At 60.2% G+C, this 19,345-nt stretch carries 20 protein-coding genes; 6 read left to right on the top strand and 14 right to left on the bottom strand.

The annotated features are described in order from the left end of the window. Positions 1-168 precede the first annotated feature (168 nt). The 3 genes from RAH32_RS19055 to RAH32_RS19045 are packed head-to-tail and all read left to right on the top strand — an operon-like array spanning position 169 to position 1,399. Positions 169-1,059: an ArdC family protein gene (locus RAH32_RS19055; protein WP_306610003.1), complete on the top strand. Its 891-nt coding sequence runs from the start codon at positions 169-171 to the stop codon at positions 1,057-1,059. Then, positions 1,056-1,235: a hypothetical protein gene (locus RAH32_RS19050; RefSeq protein WP_306610002.1), complete on the top strand. Its 180-nt coding sequence runs from the start codon at positions 1,056-1,058 to the stop codon at positions 1,233-1,235. Before RAH32_RS19055 ends, RAH32_RS19050 begins: the two co-directional genes overlap by 4 nt. Continuing rightward, entirely contained in the window at positions 1,232-1,399 is a 168-nt protein-coding gene (locus tag RAH32_RS19045; RefSeq protein ID WP_306610001.1) for a hypothetical protein, read from the top strand. The genes RAH32_RS19050 and RAH32_RS19045 overlap by 4 nt, the downstream gene beginning before the upstream one ends. A 415-nt stretch (positions 1,400-1,814) precedes the next feature. Here RAH32_RS19045 and RAH32_RS19040 read toward each other — a convergent pair whose 3' ends face one another. From RAH32_RS19040 to RAH32_RS19030, 3 genes are read right to left on the bottom strand one after another with little or no spacing between them, the layout of a single operon-like run. Beyond that, complete coding sequence (locus tag RAH32_RS19040; RefSeq protein ID WP_306610000.1) at positions 1,815-2,222, bottom strand: hypothetical protein; 408 nt, start codon at positions 2,220-2,222, stop codon at positions 1,815-1,817. Beyond that, a complete protein-coding gene (locus tag RAH32_RS19035) occupies positions 2,219-2,932 on the bottom strand; it encodes a hypothetical protein (RefSeq protein WP_306609999.1) in 714 nt (237 codons plus the stop codon). Before RAH32_RS19035 ends, RAH32_RS19040 begins: the two co-directional genes overlap by 4 nt. Next, positions 2,922-3,689: a ParA family protein gene (locus tag RAH32_RS19030; protein ID WP_130992143.1), complete on the bottom strand. Its 768-nt coding sequence runs from the start codon at positions 3,687-3,689 to the stop codon at positions 2,922-2,924. Before RAH32_RS19030 ends, RAH32_RS19035 begins: the two co-directional genes overlap by 11 nt. A gap of 698 nt (positions 3,690-4,387) precedes the next feature. On the opposite strand from RAH32_RS19030, the gene RAH32_RS19025 reads away from it, so the two are divergent. From RAH32_RS19025 to RAH32_RS19015, 3 genes are read left to right on the top strand one after another with little or no spacing between them, the layout of a single operon-like run. Continuing rightward, positions 4,388-4,966: a helix-turn-helix domain-containing protein gene (locus tag RAH32_RS19025; RefSeq protein WP_306609998.1), complete on the top strand. Its 579-nt coding sequence runs from the start codon at positions 4,388-4,390 to the stop codon at positions 4,964-4,966. Beyond that, positions 4,953-7,088: a relaxase/mobilization nuclease domain-containing protein gene (locus RAH32_RS19020; protein ID WP_306609997.1), complete on the top strand. Its 2,136-nt coding sequence runs from the start codon at positions 4,953-4,955 to the stop codon at positions 7,086-7,088. The genes RAH32_RS19025 and RAH32_RS19020 overlap by 14 nt, the downstream gene beginning before the upstream one ends. Then, a complete protein-coding gene (locus RAH32_RS19015; RefSeq protein ID WP_306609996.1) occupies positions 7,081-9,081 on the top strand; it encodes a type IV secretory system conjugative DNA transfer family protein in 2,001 nt (666 codons plus the stop codon). Before RAH32_RS19020 ends, RAH32_RS19015 begins: the two co-directional genes overlap by 8 nt. A 61-nt stretch (positions 9,082-9,142) precedes the next feature. Here RAH32_RS19015 and RAH32_RS19010 read toward each other — a convergent pair whose 3' ends face one another. The 11 genes from RAH32_RS19010 to RAH32_RS18960 form a co-directional block, all read right to left on the bottom strand. Continuing rightward, positions 9,143-10,099 carry a TrbL/VirB6 family protein gene (locus tag RAH32_RS19010; protein ID WP_306610005.1) on the bottom strand — a complete coding sequence of 319 codons (957 nt, stop codon included), beginning with the start codon at positions 10,097-10,099 and terminating at the stop codon, positions 9,143-9,145. A gap of 109 nt (positions 10,100-10,208) precedes the next feature. After that, positions 10,209-10,724, bottom strand: coding sequence for a hypothetical protein (locus tag RAH32_RS19005; protein ID WP_306609995.1), 516 nt, complete (start codon positions 10,722-10,724; stop codon positions 10,209-10,211). Further along, positions 10,717-11,727 (bottom strand): ATPase, T2SS/T4P/T4SS family, encoded by a 1,011-nt coding sequence (locus tag RAH32_RS19000; RefSeq protein WP_306609994.1) that lies wholly within the window; start codon positions 11,725-11,727, stop codon positions 10,717-10,719. The genes RAH32_RS19005 and RAH32_RS19000 overlap by 8 nt, the downstream gene beginning before the upstream one ends. 2 nt (positions 11,728-11,729) lie before the next feature. After that, positions 11,730-13,136: a TraB/TrbI/VirB10 family type IV secretion system protein gene (locus RAH32_RS18995; RefSeq protein WP_306609993.1), complete on the bottom strand. Its 1,407-nt coding sequence runs from the start codon at positions 13,134-13,136 to the stop codon at positions 11,730-11,732. Next, positions 13,133-13,846 carry a TrbG/VirB9 family P-type conjugative transfer protein gene (locus RAH32_RS18990; RefSeq protein ID WP_221831515.1) on the bottom strand — a complete coding sequence of 238 codons (714 nt, stop codon included), beginning with the start codon at positions 13,844-13,846 and terminating at the stop codon, positions 13,133-13,135. The genes RAH32_RS18995 and RAH32_RS18990 overlap by 4 nt, the downstream gene beginning before the upstream one ends. Further along, entirely contained in the window at positions 13,843-14,490 is a 648-nt protein-coding gene (locus tag RAH32_RS18985; RefSeq protein WP_306610004.1) for a VirB8 family type IV secretion system protein, read from the bottom strand. The genes RAH32_RS18990 and RAH32_RS18985 overlap by 4 nt, the downstream gene beginning before the upstream one ends. 60 nt (positions 14,491-14,550) lie before the next feature. Then, a complete protein-coding gene (locus RAH32_RS18980) occupies positions 14,551-15,345 on the bottom strand; it encodes a type IV secretion system protein (RefSeq protein ID WP_306609992.1) in 795 nt (264 codons plus the stop codon). Next, the gene (locus RAH32_RS18975) at positions 15,345-16,493 is read right to left on the bottom strand and encodes a transglycosylase SLT domain-containing protein (RefSeq protein ID WP_306609991.1); all 1,149 of its coding nucleotides are present in this window, start codon (positions 16,491-16,493) and stop codon (positions 15,345-15,347) included. The genes RAH32_RS18980 and RAH32_RS18975 overlap by 1 nt, the downstream gene beginning before the upstream one ends. Further along, positions 16,480-16,704 carry a hypothetical protein gene (locus RAH32_RS18970; protein WP_130992089.1) on the bottom strand — a complete coding sequence of 75 codons (225 nt, stop codon included), beginning with the start codon at positions 16,702-16,704 and terminating at the stop codon, positions 16,480-16,482. Before RAH32_RS18970 ends, RAH32_RS18975 begins: the two co-directional genes overlap by 14 nt. Then, positions 16,697-19,075 (bottom strand): VirB4 family type IV secretion system protein, encoded by a 2,379-nt coding sequence (locus RAH32_RS18965; protein ID WP_306609990.1) that lies wholly within the window; start codon positions 19,073-19,075, stop codon positions 16,697-16,699. Before RAH32_RS18965 ends, RAH32_RS18970 begins: the two co-directional genes overlap by 8 nt. Further along, positions 19,065-19,343, bottom strand: a complete 279-nt coding sequence (locus RAH32_RS18960; protein ID WP_306609989.1) for a VirB3 family type IV secretion system protein — start codon at positions 19,341-19,343, stop codon at positions 19,065-19,067. The genes RAH32_RS18965 and RAH32_RS18960 overlap by 11 nt, the downstream gene beginning before the upstream one ends. Positions 19,344-19,345 lie beyond the last annotated feature (2 nt).

Genomic DNA, 19,345 nt, shown 5'->3' with positions numbered 1-19,345 from the left:
GCCTTCCCGACCCCTTGACAGTCTCGGCCGGGGCCACGGGCAGGGCTGCGCCCTCCCCGCTCTGCTTTCCGAAAGGCATGGGCCTTTCAGAAATCAGAACAGGAAGGCTCGCCCATCGGCGGAACGGGCAGAAGACCCGGCCGCCCCGTCGCTAAAGGAGAGCCACAAATGGCTGACAAGTTCGACCTCTACGCCCACGTCACCGACAGCATCATTGCCAGCCTCAAAGCAGGCACCCCGGCATGGCGCAAGCCGTGGACCGGCGACAAGGGCGGCGCCCCTTTCCCGCTGCGGAGCAATGGCGAACCCTATTCCGGTATCAACGTCCTGATGTTGTGGCTTGCCGCTGACGCCAAGGGCTACCGCGCCCCCCGCTGGTTCACCTACAAGCAGGCCCAGGAGGCAGGCGGTCAGGTCCGCAAGGGCGAGAAATCGTCCACCGTCGTGAAATACGGCACCTTCGAGCGCGAGGACGCGGAAACGGGCGAGGAACGCCGCCTGCCCTACCTGAAAGCCTACCGCGTGTTTAACGCCGAGCAGATCGACGGCCTGCCCGCCGAATACTATGGCACCCCGGCCGAGCCTGCCCGCGACCTTGGCACCGAGGCCGACCCCGCCCTTGACGCATTTTTCGCAGCCACCGGCGCGGACATTCGCACCAGCGACGAGCCGCAAGCCTTCTACAACCCCGCCGACGACTTCATCCACATGCCGCCGATTGCGACGTTCCACAGCGCCGCAGGCTACTATGCCACGCTTGCCCACGAGGCCACGCACTGGACGGGACACAAGAGCCGCCTTGACCGCTTTGCCCGCTTCAACGACCGCAAGGCTTATGCCTTCGAGGAACTGATTGCCGAGATTGGCAACTGCATGACTTGCGCCCGGCTTGGCCTGACCCCCGATTTTGACCAGTCCGGCGCATATGTCCAAAGCTGGCTGCGCGCCCTGAAGGATGACAAGCGGCTGATTTTCAAAGCCGCCAGCGAGGCGCAGAAGGCCGCCGAATGGCTGGCAAAAGGCAAGCCCGCCGAGAAGGAAGAAGGGGCGGCCGCATGAGCGGCCCCCACCCCCTGCCCGCCCTGTCCTGCCGCAAATGCGGCAGGAGCAACCCCTTGGTCTATCTCGCGCCGGTCGTGGTCGAGGGAGCCGGAACCTGCATCTGCATGGATTGCGCCAAGGCGCGCGGCTGGCTGAATGCTGTCGGAAATCTTAAGCCAGGAGTTTCCTTGTGACCACCTACGAGATCCGGGACGACCCCGATGACCTGCCCATCATCTGCGCGACCTTGGCGGAAGCGGAGCTGCGCGGCCGACGCCGCGCCGCCCGCCTCGGCATCGAGGTTCTGATTTACGAAATGCACCCCACGCGCGGAGAGCGGTTTATCGGCGCGATCTGACACCCGGCCCCCGCAGCAGCGGGGGCTTTTCCTTGTCGATCTGATTGACCAGGCGGGGCGGAGCCGTCGAGCCGGCCCCGCCCCGCCTGGCCCTGCGCTATCCGCGCGGGAGCCGCGTGCGCGGCGATGCGGAGACGGCTGCGCCGTCAGCCCATGAAGAAGCCCCGCCCTTTCGGGCGGGGCGAGACTCAGGGAGGGAGTGTCGTTCAACGTAGGGTTGCCCCAAGGGTTCCTTTTGTGCCGCGGTATGGCGGCAGACATAGCCCCGATCACTGCCGGAATTGACCACAGCCTACTCACGTCCCTTCGCTCTGTGGGGGCACGTTCCGTTCGTAGGCTGCAAGCCCGTGGCAAGGGTCTGCCACGGGTGGACAATTCCGATCCGGCCACGCAAGGCCGCCTGCCTCGGAGGTTTTCAGGCTTCAGCACCACATGAAACCGGAAACGCGGAGCCTGTGTCCAACCGGAAGGTCTTGCCGTCTGCCGTCAGCTCGATCTGCGACCCACTGCGCAAAACGCCAACGAGGCCCTTCCAGTCTTCGCCATCGCGACTGACGGCGGAGCCGGAAACCATCTTGCCTTGATGCGCCTGTGTCGGGGACTTGATCAGATACTCCCCATCCAGCGGTTCACCGTCGAGCGTGACGCTCAGGTGGTTGGTCGGAGGAATGAACGCACCATCGGGATCACAGACGGCCGTGGCGGAGATCCCGTCACCGGAGGCGGTGTAGATATGAAGCCCCCTGAAATCGGTTTCTTCCTCCCAAGCCGATGCAGGAACGGCAACCAGACAGAAGGCAGCGGCAAGAGCCATGTGCTTCATTTCGACAGTTCCTTGATGGTGTCGTCCACGCAGGCGAACCAAGCTCGTTCGATCTGGCCGACTATCAGACTGGATCGCGGGGCCTCTGCACCATTGAGAACCTGATCCTGGATCGCCTGAAGTATCTCCTTCTTCACGGCGACAGAGGTGCGGTAGTTCCACTCGGAAGGCCCACTTGGTTCCTGCACTTGTGGGATGTAGCGAGGTTCGATCCGGATTTCTGGAAGACGGCTGTAGGCAGTTCGCAGCACGTCGCCAGGGTCGATGCCCCTCTCCACGATCTTCCTCATGGGCTCCACTTGTCGGACCAACAGCCTGAGGCGCACATCGACTTTTACTCCGCGGTTCTTCTTAGCGCGGGGCGGAAGAACTATCGTTGCGAGGCCCGGAGCCGTGGAAGCCGATGCACCCTTGGGTGCCGTCTCGGTCTCACTCATGATCGGTTCCTGCTGGAGCGACTCCTGTTGCACAGGGGTATTATCTGCTGGCAACTGGAGGCTTTCGCTGACATCAGGAACGGCGGTTTCAAGTGAACCTGAGAGCTTTGGGTGCGGTTCTGAAGGCGCTGCACTGACCTTCTTCCGCTTGTTGAATGCTTCCAAGGCATCCTTATTGAAGGGCTTGAGGATTGTGGGTTTGCGAACACCCGTCACCCCTTCCTCGAAGCCGGTGGCATCTTCTCTGGTGGTTCGGATGCGTTCACGCGCCATGAATATCCCCCATTCTCCTGTCGTCGAAGATGTTGTTCACAAGAGTGATGGCGTGAGCTAGAGCAGCCTCGAAGTGAAAAGCCTTGAGCTTTTCGTTTTTGTCTTCGCTGTCTCTGCACTTGGTCAGAACAGCACCCAATGGACCTAGTTCATCCATTTCACGATACTGCGTCTTTTCTGGCACCATCGTGGCAAGAGGATTGAACTGGTCGATGATTTCGTAATGGCGCTCAAACTCACGTGCCGCTAGATCCTTTGGCTTCGGATTGCCCCGGACGTGCGTCAGAAGGTTTGGCTTCACTCTGGAAAGCACAATCCTGAGAGGCGGTATCGAGTCCGGGTTCTCAGCCCTCCTTTTCAAATCCTGATGCCATTCTAATGTTTCTTTGGTGCGTTCGCGATCACCTTTAGCGTTCATGCATGGAACGATTAGAACGTCCGATACACTTGCTAGATCAACTGCCCAAGAGCTACCCTCGCCCTTTGTGTCGATTATGATGAACTCGACCTCATCCTCATAGCGTGAGACCAAATCGAATAGATCGTCAGCATCGGTCGGAGCGCGAACAATAATGTTCTTGTCGGCGTAGCCCGTTTCATTCGCTGTAACCCACCAGTTCACAATGTCTTTGCTAGGGTCCAAATCGATTATGAGGCATTTATGATCGGTGAAGGCAAAGGCAGAGGCTAAGAGCTTAGTTATAGTTGACTTCCCTGCGCCGCCTTTTCGGCTGATCATTCCAAGCACAGTTGCCATTTCGTTAGCTCCGTTTCTGTCCCAGCCTCTTTTGAGGCAATTTCTTTAATGATGGCAGGCTCACTTTCATTCCTATCGTCCTGCAATGCTATGTCAAGTCGTCGCGACGTAACGACGCGACGGGATAGCGTGCCGAGACAACGTGACGCGATGACGCGACACTATGACGCGACAATATGACGCGACGCAACGACGAGACGCGATGACGCTACGTAGCAACGCGACGTAACGGCGTAGCTACAGGACGAGACGTGAAAACGCGACGTAAAGACGTGACGTAAGAGCGTAACGCTACGACGCGACGTAACGACGGGGCGCGATGACGTGACGCAATGACGCGGAGTAACGACGCGAAGGTGCGACGTGGAGAGATGACGTAATGTTGCCTCAGATTGCAGTCGCGCCCGAGTTGCTAGCTTGATCTGGACGCAGCATTCGATGAGAGCCGCCTGCAGGGCCGCTGAGAGGGGCTAAGGGCTGCTCACTGGGAAGATGCACCCGAATGAACTTAAGGGCGCTCGGCGGCCCGCTCAGCCCCTCTGTGCCCCTATCAGCCACGTCACACTGCTTAGACTGTAGCCGGAAACGGAAAGGCTAGTGTTGGTCAAGCCAGATTTCATTGACATTTCATCAGTCTTGACCAACACTAGCCTTGTAGATTGGCAAGAAATACAAGTCTAATTTTTTACACATTGAACATGGCTGGAAGAACGTCAAAAATTAGTCCTAACGACGTGAAGAAGATCGTATCTTCAATGCGTTCTGGCGTGCCGGTCGCAGTCCTGGCGAAGACCTATGGTGTCACACGCCCAACCATTTACCGGGTTGTGCGGGCCTTCCACGAGAAGGAGGCTGTTGCGAATGCTGGCACCGCCCCAGTCTCATTCACTGTCGATCGTGACAGTCTCAGGGCATTCGACGCGTTCACAGGCCGTCTTGGTCTTGCAAGTAGGGCTGATGCCCTGCGTCGTGTTTGCCGCGTTCCAGCGGGTTTTTTAGAGCCTGACCCTGATCTGGCGGATGCGCTGCGCGACGTTGCGGCGCAGTTGTCAGCCATAGGGCGGAACGTGAACCAGCTTGTCGCGACCAAAAACTATGAGGTGAGGCGTGGTCAAAAACTCAAGCTGACCAAGCCGCAGGAGCAGCTTCTAACTGATCTTCTTGAGCACATCGACGGCGTTTCAACTGTTGTCCGCGAGATCGAAGGCAAGCGTGCGTCGCAGACCCTCCGTAGGTTTGTTGCGGCGATGAAGGGGCATGACGATGAGCCGCGTTAATGCCGTTTCTGCTGTAACCGGAAAACTCTTCGATGAGGATTGGAGCAGGGTTGGACGGGGTAGGGGGGTCGGTCAAGCTCGCCATATGGCACGCGCCGCCCAAGGCGCATCGCCAGCAATTTTCAAGATGATCCGCACAGGCGGTTGTGCCTCGCGCAGTCAGCTATCTGCTCAATTCAATTACCTGTTCAGCAAAAGTGTCGATGTTCACGATTCAAGAGGACTGCTGGACGGCGCAAAGGTTCTGAACCCGGAGCAGATCGAGTCTGCTGTTTCGCGTTGGGCTGATAACTGGAAGGGGCAAATGAATGCGGCACGGACAAGCCATATGCTTATGTCCTTTCCGCGCGGGGCAAAGCCCAGCCATGTCAGCCTGATCGCGGGAGAAATCTGCCGCGAAAAGCTGGGTGGTAGGTTCGACTACATGATTGCGGTTCATACCGACAGCCCGAACAAAAATCCTCATGCCCACATCATCGTCAACAGGAGAGGTCAGGATGGAGATTACTTCATCCTGCGCCGAGGCACGGAATACAGTTACGAGGCTTTCAAGGAGGCCATGGTTGATCATGCTGATCGCTATGGCATTAGACTTGAGGCCACCTCACGCTTGCAGCGAGGTCATATTCATTATCCGCCGACTGACGGCGAGTGGCGACGTGCCAGGGAAAGATCTGCACAGACTGGCACCGCTTTCGAGGCACCAGAAGGAAAGCCCCGAATTGGTGATGCTCTGGTCCGTGCCACCCAAGAAGTTCGCGACTGGTCCCTGCGCTATCGCGATTTAGCGAGCTTTGCCTCGCAGCAGAACATGCAGGATCTAGCAACTGCATTTGAAAAGGCATCTTCGGTCCTTGCCGGAGGTGGCACCATTATATCGAAAGGGGAACCATATATGTCCTTAGTAGAAGATTTCGATAAAGCCGCCGCGAACTTGAGAAAGGCCGTTGATGATGCGGAGCAGCGCATTGAGAATGCGGCCCCGAACCAGCGTCCCGCCATGGAGCGCAAGCTGGCCGAGGCGCTGACCTCTGTAGAGCATCTGCAGCCCTTGGGCGCCCGGTCGCGTGATCTGCGCGAGAGCGCCAGCGAAGAAGGTATCTATTCGGCCCATAATCTAAGCATGGTGAACACCCGCTTTGCCCTGGAAGGACGCGACAAGCTGACGGCCGCCCTGGACGGGACCGGCATCGATCCGGTCGAGGTCGAGGCTCGGATGCGCGTGGGGGCCAATTCTGCGGCCCTTGAGGCACGATGGGTTCAGCATGACCTACAGAGCGTAGCTGATCTGCGCGGCTTGGATCTGAGAGACCAGGCACAATTGCAGCAGGCTATCGCAGTGGTGGATGCCGCCTATGATCGCGTTGCAGACGCCTATGGCGTGGATGATGCAATCCATCAGAGAGCAGTCACAAACCGGAGCACTGGTGTAGAAGTAAGCACGGAAAACCCCGATCCGGTTGCAGGTCTGCCCACCGCCAGCGAACTCACTGAGTATCCTGGCTATGATGAGGTTAGAGCCCATATTCAGGGCAACTGGGTGTCTCGTGATGGCGTGGAAGAAACCCGTAGCGTCGTGATCGAAGATGAGGGTCGTTTCTATCCGGCCCTTGAGATTTCCAGAGGAGGGGGCGAGTCGACCTACTCCTTTGATGACAGCAAGTCCTATGCCTCCCTGCGGGAAGCGGCTGATAATAGCGCCGATGCGTATCGCTATTGGGAAGGTCTCGATACTGCCTCCCAGATGGAGCGTTCACGTGAGTCGGACGTGCTTGATCATGCGCCTGCGACTTCGATTGGATCGCAGCATCATGCTCAACCTAACTATGCCGAACTGGCCCGTTATGCGCGTCCTGTCGGGTCCGAGGACGAGAGACGGTTGCGTGAAGCCATTGAGAAAACTCTTAGCAGCGACGAGTTGGAGCGGTTGAAGAAGGGAGATGTGGACGTTTTGCGCGGGGTCGGTGACCGCGACGATCAATTGACCATGGCAAGGGACTATCTGCGTGCGGCTAACGACCCGGAAGCCCGGCATGGCCTTGAGCGCATCAGCGAACAGTTGAGCGAGGAACGCGAGCGGCAGCGTCAAGAGCGCGGTCATGAGGGAGGCGGCCATGAATAAGCTCCACATCTTGGGCGGGGCGCTGCTGTTTGCTGTCCTTGGAACCGGCTTCGCCTATATTGTCGGCATCGGGTTTCTGTCCTTCTGGCGTGGCTACAACGGCCAGTATCTCGACTGGCTGGCGATCGTGCGGGAATACCCGTCACTGCGTTCGACCGATCCGCGAGCATTTCAGATCCTCAACCTGATCTGGGGCGGCTTTGTTCTTCTGTCGCTAGTGCTGGCGGCCAATGTCCTCACCGAAAAACTGACGACCTTCGGCAAGGCGCATTGGCAAAGCAGGCGTGAATTGAAGAAGAACGGCTTTCTGGGAAAGCCGGGACGCGGATTTGTAGTGGGCAAGACGGGACCAGCCAAGGGCAGGGGGAAGTTTCTTTGCTCAGCTGCGTTTCCTCATTGTTTGCTGGTCGCTCCCACCGGGGCAGGGAAAGGGATCAGCTTCGTTATTCCGAACCTTCTCTTGTTCCAGGGCAGTGCCGTGGTTCTCGACGTGAAAGGTGAAAACTTCGAACTGACCAGCCGCCACCGGCAGTCTATGGGTGACAAGATCTGGCGATTTGCACCCCTCGATTGGGACAATCCCGGCCACCGCTATAATCCTCTGGACCGGATCAACGCACTGCCGAACCCCGATCAGCGCCAGATGGAAATCCGTATGTTGGCCGAGCTGTTCCTGCAAACGGAGGATGATGGTGCCAAGGGCCTGCTGGACGGCGGCATTGACCTGTTTGTTGCTTGCGGCATCTATGCGATTGAGCGCGGCACTCCGACCTTGGGAGAGATTTACCGGCTGGCTTCGGCTGGGGGCGACAAGCAGAAGCAATACATGAAGTATGCGGATGATGTGAAAAGTCCGGCTGCCCGTTTGCTGTTCGAGCGCCTGGCCTCGACCAATGACCGCACCCTGACCTCCTATCTGTCGCTTCTGATGACCTCGGGCCTGTCGCTCTGGTCAAACCCCGCCATCGACCGGGCAACGGAGACCAGCGACTTCAGCTTCCGGGATTTCCGGCGCTTTCCGCAGTCCGCTTATTTCGTGGCGCCGCCGCATGATAAGATCCGTGCCATCGCTCCACTCGTCCGGCTGTTCTTTTCGGATCTGCTGTCGAGCCTTCACGACCATCTTCCCGGTGAAGACGAGCCTTGGCGGGTCATGATCATGCTGGACGAGTTCGACATGCTGGGCCGAATGCCGAGCGTGACCGACAGCATCAAGACGCTGCGGGCTTACGGCGGTCACTTAGCTGTGGTGACGCAGACTATCCCTGCCCTCGACAAGATTTATGGCGAAGATACCCGGCTTTCGTTGCAAGGGGGCGCAGGGGTTAAAATCTATCTCGCCCCGTCCGAGCAGCGCACCAAGGCAGAGTTGGCGGCGGCTGTCGGCAAGACCACCGTGCGGGTCACGTCAAAGTCCCGGACCATCGGAAAAGGACCCCTTAACAGTATCAACGTTTCCGAGCGACATGAAGAACGTGACCTGTTGACCGAGGACGAGGCCGGGCGGCTTAAAGAGGATGAAATGATCATCCTTGCCAATGGGCATCACCCGATCAAAGCGTGGCGGATCAAATACTTTGATGACAAGGTGCTGAAGCCTATCTTCCAAGCACAGAAAGGCCCGCTGCCTGGTCCTGATCCCAAGGATATTGAACTGCGTTCGATGCGTGGCGAACTCATGCTTGCCACCAGCAAGATCACAGAACTGGCTCAGAAAGTAGACGGCGGTGTCACCAAAAGAAGCCGGGTCAAGGGTGCCTTACCACATATTGTGCTTGAGCAAGTGGGAAAGAAATCGTCCGATAATAAATCGGCCAACAATCCTGACAAGACAGCGCCAGTGATCGTTCGGAGGCGCAGCCTTAACCCAAACCTAGCGTCAGGTATCGCAATTTCCACCAATGATGCTGCCGTCAAGGCGATTGTCGTTACAACTGAAAAGGTTCAGACGATCTCGCCGGACGATGATGGACTGTCCCTAGAAGCAAGTTAAAAAAATCAGGCGGCCTGAAGGCCGCCTGTTTTCTTAGGTCGTTAGATCGCGCGCTTGAACACTATCTTTTTGCCAACGCGCGGGCCTTGTCCTGCATCCGATTTATGGACTCAGCCACACCTGTTGACGCTTGGGTGACTGCCGGATGCGCTGCAAACGCTTGGGCATTGCGACCAATCGCGTTCTCACCCCGATATGTTTGCTGGGCAGCTTGGATGGTGGATTTAGTCGCGGCAGCAGTGTTTTTTAGGCCCCCCATATACGTCCTTGCGTTTTTCCCCGCCATGTAACCAACAGCCGCCAAGCCCATCATCTGCATGTTTCCAGACACGGAACTGACAAGGGAGGGCAGGAGCACCATGCAGATCAGGATCAGGATCATCAGGACGATGAACGGCACGAAGGCCCCGATGCTGGCGAAGTTGGAGGTTCCGATGCGTCCAACCAGGTCGGTCCCCATAGAGATCATGATCGAAAAGATCGAGGCGATGAACAGGGGGTAAAGAGACCAACTGACACAGGCCGAAACCCACCGCTCGAAGAAGCCCTTTGTCGCCTCAAACAAGGTCAGGGCGATGACAATCGGGGCGAGACCCAGAAGCACGGTGATGACCACCTTCGGGAACAGGATCAGCACGGCAGAGACGGCCGATATGGTGCCGATCAGCAGGAGGCAGATCCCGGAGACAACGGCGGTCACAAACCAGCCACCCATTTCCGCAGCGATGTTCGTGGCCGCAAGGGTGAACTTGTCCATCATCTCGTCAATGGCAGTGGCAAATCCATCGGTGATCGTCGGCCCGCTCAGGCCGTCTCCGCTTGATGCCAGAATGCCGCCTGCCGTGGCCTCGATGGCTTTCTGGATGCCGCCCGCCACAGCCCAGAACTGGTTCCAGTTCCAGGCGAAGATGCCGATCAGGGCCAGCTTGATCATCAGGGCCAAGGCGTGCCCCCAGGTCATGGGACGCAGTTGCAGCATCATGTTGATGCCGACCAGGGCCACGGCCAGAACCGCCATATAGCCCACGAGGGTTCCAGAGGCTTCCACCAGCCCCAGGAATGTCGATCTGGCGGCATTGGTCAGGAAGGACTCGGCTGAACCCACGATCAGTTGGACAGCGGACATGTCAGCGCCCTCTCCATGCTTTACAAATATCCAGCGACTGTTTCAGGGTGTCGCCTTCCTTCCGGCCAAGCTGGGCCGAAAGCTGAAAAATCCCATCCCGATCCTTGCCAGCCGTCAGCTCCTCATACTGCCGTTCGGCTTCATCCCAGGATGGAAACTCAACCTCGCAGGGGCAGGAGTTGGTCTCGATGATCGCCTGTTGACGACTGATATTGTAGAGATGTTGCAGGATCAGGGATCGCCGCGCTTCGGCGGGTGGCAGGTCATCCGCCCATTGCGGCAGCGGAGGCATGACGCAGCCATGCCGCGACCTCTTTTCGCCGGTTTGAGGTTCAGACAGGTCCGGCATTGTGAAGTCCATGAAGTCCCGTTCAGCCTGGGCCGCTTCAGCCATTTTCCCTGTATCCGGGAACGGAGGCGGATCAGCGCGAAGCATGTTGGTCATCACCTCCGCCCCGGCGATCATGCCAACGGCTGCCGCCGCTGCACCAAGCAGCATCGAGTTGCGGTCAAACATGGGGGGCTTCTCCTTCGTCTCCGTTGTCGGGGATGTAGAATTCGAGAACGCCGCGGTTACCGCCGGCACGGCCGGTCTGGATCACCACGTCGATGGAACTGCCGATGTAGCGCAGCGTGTCCGTATAGGTGAGCGGCAGGTCCGCCTTCAGCGCCATGATGGCGAGCTTTGCCAAGGCCAGCTTCGGTGTTTCGGCATGGATCGTCGTCATCGAGCCGCCGTGGCCGGTGTTGATGGCCTCGATAAAGGTCATGGCTTCCTTGCCGCGCACCTCGCCCACAACCAGACGGTCAGGCCGCATTCGCAAACAGGACGTGAGCAGAACATCCGGCGAGCGGGTCCGGCTGTCGCGGTCCGCAATCAGCGTCACGACATTGGGCTGCGCAGGCACCAGCTCTGCCGCGTCCTCGATGGTGATCAGCCTCTCGCTGTCGGGAACATAGGAGAGCATCTTGCGGGCAAAGACGGTCTTTCCGCTGTCTGTCGCCCCCGCGATCAGGGCATTCATCTTGTGCGCGACGATAAAGGCCATGGCCGCGTCGATCTGGCCTGAGGCCGCAAGCGCCTTCAACTCGCGCTTCATCTCGGCGCGGGCTCCATCCACCGAATATTCCTGGCCATGGAGGTATTTGACCGTGATCTGGTCGAGGGGCAGGGTGGAGAAGAAGCGCAGCGAGATCGCCGCGCCCGTCGAGACTGCGGGGGCCGTGACCACCTGGGCGCGGATGGGCCGTCCCTTGTAGATCACGGAGGTGGAGATGATCGGGGCCTCCTTGCCGATGGTCAGCCGCCCGGCACTGGCGATGCGTCGGCCGAGATCGTCTATTTCCATCGCGCTCATGGGGGTGCGTTCGACCGGCTGCATGGCCGCGTCGCCATGCCGGAGTGACCAGATGCGCCCGTCCGGGTTGATGGCGATTTCCACAAGGGCATGGCTGTCGATGACAGGTCCAATCGCCGCCAGGGCTTCATCGAGATAGCTGCCGTGGCTCAGGTCATCCATGCTCAGAATATCTCCAGGTCGCGGTCCACCATCACCGTGACGCGGGTGCCCTGGGCCACGGTGATCGTCGGCGGGATCGAGATGTATTTTCCAATGGCCGCGTCCGTTGCGCCGCCAAGAGCATCCGACACGCCCGTTGCGGCGTCCGAGCCGCCCGTCGAGATCGTCACGCCTCCGTCGTTGTCTTCATCTTCCAGAAGCGAAGGAATGGCCGAGATCGTGGAAATCAGCGCCGCTGCCCCGAACCGCTTGAAGAAGTGGCTGTTGACCTTGCCGGTCGTGCCCGAGCGGCCAAGCGCGTCACCGCCAAAGGAACTGATCTGCACCGACTGGTTGTCGGGCATGATGATCCGTTCCCACGCGACCAGAAGCCGGTTCTGCCCGGTATCCACATCCGCCGAATAGCTGCCGATCAGCTTTGAGCCACGCGGAATGAGGATGCGCGAACCGTCATAGCTGACCACATCGGTTGTCACCACGCCCCGGATCGGGCCTTCAAGCGTCGAGTCGATGGCGGTTTCCAGAACCGCCTGGATCATCGTGCCCTGCGTGACGGTGTTGGCCGGGTTGACGATGATTTCCGCGCGCTGCACCTGCACCGGGCGTCCAGCATTGCGCACAAAGGCAGCGTCATCGCTGAGCTTCGCGGCCTGCTGCGCGGCACCCGCATCACCAAAGCCTGCGGCCTCCGCGATGGCACCTCCGGGACCATCGCCGCCGCCGATCGCGATCATCGAGGATTGCAGGCGCTGCTGTTCCAGTTGCGCGGCTTCTTCCGCAGCTTGCCGCCGCTGCGCCAAAAGATCATCGTCGCTGCCCGGCACGAAGCCCCCGCCGCCTTGCAGGCGCAGCATGTCCATTTCATTGTTCAGGCCAGCAATCTGCAAATCGCGGTCGCTCAGCATGTTCTGAAGCTCGCGCTCGCGGTTTTCCGCTTGCTGGCGAAGTTCCTCCAACTCGCCCTGCAGGGTGGCAAGGGCCTCGTTCTCGCCGTCCGATGCCGGGCTTTCAGCCTCGGGTGCGGGCTTGGACAAGGCATCGACTTGCGCCTGAAGGCTTCGGATCAACTCGATCACTTCCGAATTGTCGGGGGCGGGAACCGGGTCCGGCACAGCCTCCACCACGGCTGCGGGTTCAGGTGCGGGTTCCTCCCGCTGCGGCCGGTCCATGTCCCCAAAGCCGCTGCCTTCCGGCTGGAACTCCTGAGCCTGCCTGACGGGAAGAACCGTCTCGCCTTCCGGTTGGCTATAAACATAGACCGCACCGGCCAGAACGGCTGCGCCGCCGAGAGCCAGGGCCAGCTTGGCCGCACCGGGCTTGGCTGCCCGTCCGGTCCCACCCGTTCCGGCCTCCTGATCGTTCAGGGAGGCGAGCCGCTGACGAAGATCGTTGTTTGCCCCATCGCTCATTTCACCAACCTCACGGCTTTCATCATCCCCACGGTGGACTCGACCTTGCCCAAGCGCAGCACCCAGAAGGGGCTTGTGCCTGTCACCCGCACCACCCCGTCCGGCATGGTCTGCGAGTTGACCGTGACTTCCTGTCCGGCCGTGACCTTGAAGATCGCGGGCAGCTCGCCGTTGCGGCGGAACTTGAAGTAGGTGAAGGCACCATCATCCCAGACCTGCGTGGGCGTCGTGCCGTTCACCACGTTTCCACCATAGTCATGATTGGCAGGCCCACGGGCGATCTGCCGGTTGGCAGGCGTCGTGCCGCCCGAGCCGCGCGGATAGGTGAAGCGGACCACCGAGAACTGCGCGGAGGACGACTCCGAGACCTCGAAGTAATATTGCCGCTTGTTGGTATAGACGTTGATGTTGGTGGCAGCACCGCTGGTTGTGGGCTTCATCACGAAGGCACTGCCGCCCGGCACCGCGTCAAAGTTGAAGCTGACGGTATCGCCCGCAATGACAGAGGTGATCTGTTCATCCGGGCCAAACTCTACGGACGTGACCCGGCCCATCTGCGTCTGGATGCGGTAAACCTGTCCATCGACCCATTGGGCATAGCGGACACGGGCATCGAGATTTCCGGCGCGGGGCGTGACTTCAGCCCAAGCTGCGGAGACACCCATGCTGGCAGCAGCCAGGGCTGCAACAAAACCAAGAGCGCGTTTCATTGGACCTCCAACCGGTCAGACGTGATGGCATATTCGTAGACACTGAAGCCAAAGGGGTTCGTCCAAACCTCATCGAGAGGCCGGGCCTCGGTGGTCTCGTAGCGGAAGGCCAGGGTGGCGCTGAACAGGCCCTCGGTGATGCCCCCATCATCGGCCAGGCGCTTGCGCAGCCGGACCTGGGCGCGATCCTCGGTAATCAGCGTGACCGACAGGATCTCAACATCCATCCGGGCGCGGGCTCCGTATTTACGTTCGGGATAGTCCGGGTTTTCCGAGGACCAAAGGCTGCGCATCGAGGCAAGGGCTGCGCCCGATGAACGGTCGATCACCGAACGGACCCGCACATCATTGTCGAGTTGATTGAAGGTCTCGCGGTCGCGCACATAGGAATGGACAAGCGACTGAACGACCGCATCCCGGTGATCGAGGGATATGGCTTGCAGGTTCGCGGTCGGCAGCGCCATGCCGCTCGACGGATCAAACGGCACGAGGACCGGGGCAGGGGTTTCGTGACTGGCCGCGACCACGGCTGCCATGAGGCAACCGAGGGCGCCAAAGCTCCAACCGGCAATCCCGAACTTCTGCCAGAACGCGCCACGGCGGCGTTCGCCATAGATCAGTTCTTCCTCCGTTTCGCTGACCATCTTCGGAGCGACGGATGCGGCTTTCGCCTTTTTGTTTTTCTTGAGATCGAACATCGGGCCTTACCTCAGGTCCGGGATTTGGAAGTCGAGCATTTCCTGTTCCTGCGCCCAGGCACTCGCCTGCGACACATCCGACATGCCCATCCCATAGCTCTGCATGGCGAGAAGCTGGTTGTTCAGGATCAGCTCCTTCACCGCCTCGCCCATCATTCGGGTGTTGAGATCGATCGCCTCCTTGATGCCGGTCTGTTCCGGGATCTCGGCCACAAGCGTATCGAGGCGCTGAAGGCTGACAGAGGTTTCGCGCTGCGCGGTATCGGCGGTCGCCGCCACCAAGGCCCCTGTCGTGGCCTGTGTCGCCGCCCGCTTTTCCGCCACGCTGCCGCTCTTGCCCATGGTCTCGACGCGGGCAGGATCGAGGCCCGCCTTGGTCATGGTCGATTTGGCATTGGTCTGGATCGCCGTGCGATAGCCCGAGGATACCCCCGACCAATCGCCCGTGCTTGCCGATCCAGCGGCTTGCAGGATGCTGGTCATCTTGGGATCAAGAACCGTGTCGAGGCCGCCGCCCATGAGAAGGCCCTGAATATCGGCCTTGCCGGTCAGGACGGCATAGATGCCCTCCAGCTCCGCCGTCTGCCTTTGCAGTTCCGCCAGTTGATCGACAAGGTGATCCAGCATGTCGGACTGGATGCCGAAGTCTTCGAGCATCCGCTTGATCTGCGTGATCTGCTGGGTGATCGACTGCGTGTCGATGGTCGGCACGCCCTGGGCAAAACCGGATGACGTGACCGCCAGCGTCGAGGTCACGCACAAACCTGCACCGAGAAATAGACTGGTGATGGTGTTTCGCATCACAACCTCCCTTGGAAATCCATAAATCTGCGTTCCTGGGCAATGGCTGCCGCCGCAGCCACCGCCTCGGCCGAAAGCGGCTTGCAACGGGTCGCGATCAGCCGGGTCCGAATGACCAGAAGCCGGGCAAACTCCGCCCGCACAAAGCTGTTCAGAGCCATCGCCTCGGCCGCGTTTTCCGTCTTGTCGAGCCGCGACATGGCCTCTTCAAGCCGGGCCATTGCCAAGCCCATGTCCTGCCCGGCCTCGTCGGCAAACTGTGCGACGGCACCGCCGATCATCGCCTTCTCGGCATTCGCCAGATAGGAGGCCTCGATGGAGCCGATCTGGTCTGCCGCCCCGAGCTTTGCCATATATTCGCGGTATTTGGCGGGGATGACTTGGACGTATTTCCGGGTTTCCGCGAAGGGCGGCACGCCGCCATGCTTGCGGACATTGCCCGCCCCCGCGTTGTAGGCCGCGAGTGCCAGGATCATGTCGCCGTCAAAGGCATTGAGTTGCTGCGCCAGATAGCGCGCGCCGCCCTCTGCCTGAATGTAGGGGTCGGAGCGATAGGTGGACCGGATGCCCAGGTCGCCGGCGGTGTCGGGCATGATCTGGGTTAGGCCATAAGCCCCGACCGGCGACTCTGCATGAGGGTTGAAGCGGCTTTCCTGCCAGATCATCGCCTGCACCCAACACCGCCACTGGATCAGCGACAGGCCCGCTTTCTGAAGATGATGCGTGTCCCTGGCCGCGCGGATGATGATCTGCTCGACGTTTTCCCGACCCTCGCCAAAAAGCTGCTCAGCCGCCGCGCTGTTGTCCGTGGCATAGACCGCCTGCTTTCCATCCCCGGCCGCTTCAAGGTCCGCGATCATGGCAGCGGCCCCTGCGCCGCCACCCGGCAGGATCATTCCGCCCGTCACATCACCCAGGGTCTCGACCTGCTGGCGATCTGCCTCAAGCCTCTTGCGCGCTTCCTCCGCCTTCTGCCGTTGCAGCGCCAGGTCAGCTTCCATCTGCGCGGTAATCTCGGCTTCCTTGGCATTCTTGACCGGATCAAAGACCGGAACACCCTGCGCCAGCGACGTGCTGGACAGCATCAGCGCCACCAGCGGCAACGCTGCCGCCAACGGCCAAGGAAACAGCCGGTCAGGGCTGCGCATAAGGACCGTCCTCGACCGCGTTTTCATAAAAGCCGACCTTGCGAACGGCATCCTGCCGCGCCTCGCCCCACAGTTCAGGCAGGGGCCGCAGATCGCAGGTCAGATCGCCCCGCGCAGTGAAGCATTTGCTTTTGATGGGCTGTGACTGCGTGCCTGCGCAGGCCGACAGGGCAAGAGAGCCAAGGAGCGCCAGGAGGACAGGTTTACGCATTATCAAATCCTTTCCAGAAATCAGGCCGGGTTCGGTAATCCGCCCCCACAAGGGCCTCACCGGCCTTCATGCCGCCGAGGATGGTCAGGAGCGGGCCGAGGGCTGAAAGGTCCGTGTCGATCACATGCGAGCCGTCATCGGACCGCAGCAGCGCCACGCGCGAGCCGGGGTTCACCCCCATGAGGATTTCCAGCTCTTTTTGGTTGAGGCTGAGGCCGTCATAATCGCTGACACTGGCCTCCTTGTTCGGGAGCAGCATTTTCGTGGGCAGGGCTTGCAGCAGCGTGCGCCCATGCGCCGAGGCGTTCAGTTGGTGCGCAAACTGCGTCATCATCACGACAACGGTGTTTTGCTTTCGCGCTGTGACGAGCCAGTTCTCGATCCGGCCCGCGAAATAGCTGTTGTCGAGAGCCTTCCACGCTTCATCAATGATGATGATCGTCGGGCGCTTGTCCTCGATCTTCCGCTCGATGCGGCGGAAGATGTAGGACAGGACAGCCATGCGGGCCTTCTGGTTGTCGGTGTCCAGAATGTCGGTCAGGTCAAAGCCGACAAACTGACCGTCGAGGGAAAAGCTGTCCTCGACCTCCTGACCGAAGATCCAGCCAAAGCGGTGTCCGGCGGTCCATTCGTTCATCCTGTCGGCAAGCGCGCCCCCGTCATGGGTGGCACCCACCAGTTGGGCAAACTGGCTCCAGGTCCGCAGTCGCGGATTGCGCACCTCTGCGTTCTGGCGCACGGCATGACGCACCGCGCGGGACTGTTCAGGCTGAAGAGGGCTGTGCCCGCTTTCCATCAGGTGAATGAGCCAGTCGCTCAGCCATTCCTGCCCGGCCGTGTCGGTTTCCGTCCAAAGCGGGTTGAGGCCCGTGCGCTCGCCCGCCTTCAGTTCGGAATAGGTGCCGCCAAGGGCGCGCACGGCCATTTCCATGCCCCGGCGATAATCGAAGACAAAGACCCGAGCGCCGACCCGCTGCGCCTGTGCCGCCAGGAACGCGGCCTGCACCGATTTGCCCGATCCCATGCGGCCAAGGATAAGCGTATGGCCGTTGGAAGGTTCTTTCTGCGGATCGCCTTCCTCGTGGAAGTTGAAGCGATAGGCGCTGCGCGTGATGGTTGGAAACCATGTGATGTTGGTGCCCCAGGGCACCCGAGAGCCGGGCTTGCCCATGGCGGCGCGATGAAGCGCGGCCATGTCGGCAAACTGTTCGTTGGTGATCGCGCCCTCCCGGATGCGGAAGGCCCGGTTGCAGGGATGCTGGCCGAAATAGACCGTCCGCGCGGTATAGCCTTGCGAAACCAGCTTCACGCCCGCCGTGACGGCGATGTTGCGGATCATCGAACTGATGCGGCCAAGCTCTTCTTCGCTGTCGGCATAAACCGCGACCGCCATCTGATGCTGCCCGAAGGTGATCTCTCCCGAGGCCAGCCGGTTCTGGCCGTTCTGCAGGGCGAGGATCAGGTTCTCGGCCCTGTCGTTGATCGCGTCACGGCGGCGCAATTCGCGGGCGACCCGCTCTTCCATGACGCTGTTGTTGACCGGCACGAAGTAGTTGGAGACCACCATATCAACCGGCAGGTCCAGTTCATCAAACATGGTGACGAAGGATTCGCGCGGATATTCCTTGATCGAATAGATGGTGCCGACCCGATCCGGCAGGCTGCCGCCGCTCAGATAGATCTTGTCGCCCTTGAAGGTGACGCGGGTGTTCGAGACGGTTTCCGCAATCGTGCGGTCGAGGGCCGTGTGAAAGGTCGGAACCTCGATGCCCGTGTTGATGCTTTCGAGAAAGCCAAGGAGTTCGCCGCTTTCGCCCGTCAGCACGCGCGGCTCCATGCCGGACAGGGCCGAGCAGAGAAACGAGACAACCTCGCTCAGTTGCGCCACCTGGGCGCTGATCTGGCCCGCCAGAAGCGCGCGTGATTTCTGGATGCTGAACGGGATTTTCGAGAGCACGTCCGGCCGCTTGATGACCGTGATCGTGATCGTGTGTTCGCGCAGGTTCGCGCGGCCCATATAGCCTTGCCAACGCCGGTCGATCTGCGCCGCCATGCTGTCGCTCGTCACAGGCGGCAGGCTGGTGTCGATGCGCCGAGAAATCTTGTGGACCGTGTAGGCGAACTTGTCGCCGGTCTGGGCGATGATGCTGGCAAAAATGTCCTTGGCGCGATCCAGCAGCTCATCGGCCACGGTCAGGCTGTTCAGCCCACTGACCCGGATGCACTGGAAAAACTCGTTGCCCTTGGTGCGGATGGTTCGATCATCGACCAGAGACACATAGGGCAGCATGGAGGCCACCGACTGTTCCTTGCGCACCCATGAAGGCAGCACGTCGAGGGCGGCAGGCCCGATCCGAGGATTATGGTTCATAGCTGTCGGCACCCCAGAGGTCTTTGTTTCTGGTCCGGCGGGTCTGACGGCTGACGACAGTGACCACATCGAAGAAATGAGGGTCCCATTCCGCCGCCAGCCAGAAGGCCGGATAGGCAATGGCCGAGAGCAGAAGCGTCCAGAAGCTCTCGGCCCACACAAAGGCCAGGACGGACCCTGCCATCCAGATCACGGCATAGAACATCGGCAAGCCCATGAGACGAGGCGGGCGGATGAGACCGAGGAAAAGCAGGGACCGTCTGACCATGG

It is taken from the genome of Paracoccus yibinensis, assembly GCF_030846195.1.
GTDB lineage: Bacteria > Pseudomonadota > Alphaproteobacteria > Rhodobacterales > Rhodobacteraceae > Paracoccus > Paracoccus yibinensis.
This window is presented reverse-complemented; position numbering and strand designations above follow the sequence as displayed.